Source organism: Candidatus Propionivibrio aalborgensis (assembly GCF_900089945.1).
Taxonomy (GTDB): domain Bacteria; phylum Pseudomonadota; class Gammaproteobacteria; order Burkholderiales; family Rhodocyclaceae; genus Propionivibrio; species Propionivibrio aalborgensis.
Map to the genome: position 1 here is coordinate 1 of NZ_FLQY01000300.1, position 1398 is coordinate 1398.

At 59.2% G+C, this 1398-nt stretch carries 1 protein-coding gene; it reads left to right on the forward strand.

Features of this window, described 5'->3' with window-relative positions; genetic code table 11:
• Positions 1-1398 (forward strand): dihydroxy-acid dehydratase (gene ilvD, locus PROAA_RS13345; RefSeq protein WP_186411814.1); only part of this gene is annotated, 1398 nt, incomplete at both ends.

Consider the following 1398-nt stretch of genomic DNA (forward strand, 5'->3'; position numbering starts at 1 on the left):
CGTGAGATTGAAGCGGCCGGTGGTATTGCCAAGGAATTCAACACCATCGCCATCGACGACGGCATCGCCATGGGGCACGACGGCATGCTGTACTCGCTGCCTTCGCGCGATTTGATCGCCGACTCTGTCGAATACATGGTCAATGGGCATTGCGCCGACGCCATGGTCTGTATCTCGAACTGCGACAAGATCACTCCGGGCATGCTGATGGCGGCCATGCGAGTGAACATCCCGGCCATCTTCGTTTCAGGCGGCCCGATGGAGGCCGGCAAGGTCAAGCTGGGCGGCAAGACGATAAGCATCGATCTGGTCGACGCGATGGTCAAAGCGGTAGACAGCACGATTTCGGACGCCGATCTTGAGGAGATCGAACGCTCGGCGTGCCCGACCTGCGGTTCCTGCTCCGGCATGTTTACCGCCAACTCAATGAACTGCCTCACGGAAGCGCTCGGCTTGTCATTGCCGGGCAATGGAACGCTGGTGGCCACCCACGCCGATCGCAAGGGGCTTTTCGTCAAGGCCGGACACCAGATCGTCGAACTCTGCCGCCGCTACTACGAGCAGGACGATGCGTCCGTGCTGCCGCGATCAATCGGCTCCTTTGAAGCTTTCGAGAACGCCATGACGCTCGACGTCACGATGGGTGGCTCAACCAACACCGTTCTGCATCTGCTGGCAGCGGCACAGGAAGCCGGCATCGCTTTCACGATGCAGGACATTGACCGGATCTCGCGCAAGGTACCTTGCCTGTGCAAAGTGGCTCCAATGACAGACAAGTATCACATCGAGGATGTGCATCGCGCCGGTGGCATCTACGGCATCCTCGGCGAACTCAAACGGTCCGGGCTGCTGCACCTCGGTGTGCCGACTGTACACAGCAGGACGCTGGATGAAGCCATCATGCACTGGGACGTCATGCATCATTCTCGCGACCTCAAGGTTTACGAATACTTTCGCGCTTCACCCGGCGGAGTTCCGACCCAGACAGCGTTCTCGCAGAATCGTCGTTACCCGGAACTCGATCTTGACCGGACGCGAGGCTGTATTCGCGACAAGTCCAACGCCTACTCGAAAGAGGGTGGCCTGGCGGTGCTCTTCGGCAACATCGCGCTGGATGGTTGTATCGTAAAAACAGCCGGTGTTGATGAAAGCATCTGGACATTCAGCGGCAAGGCGCGGGTTTTTGAAAGCCAGGATGCCGCGGTGCAAGCCATTCTCGCGGACCAGATCGTTGCCGGCGAGGTCGTGGTTATTCGATATGAAGGCCCGAAAGGCGGCCCCGGCATGCAGGAGATGCTTTATCCGACCTCATATCTCAAGTCCAAGGGCCTGGGCAAGGCCTGCGCACTACTCACCGACGGACGCTTCTCGGGCGGCACCTCAGGCTTATCCATCGGT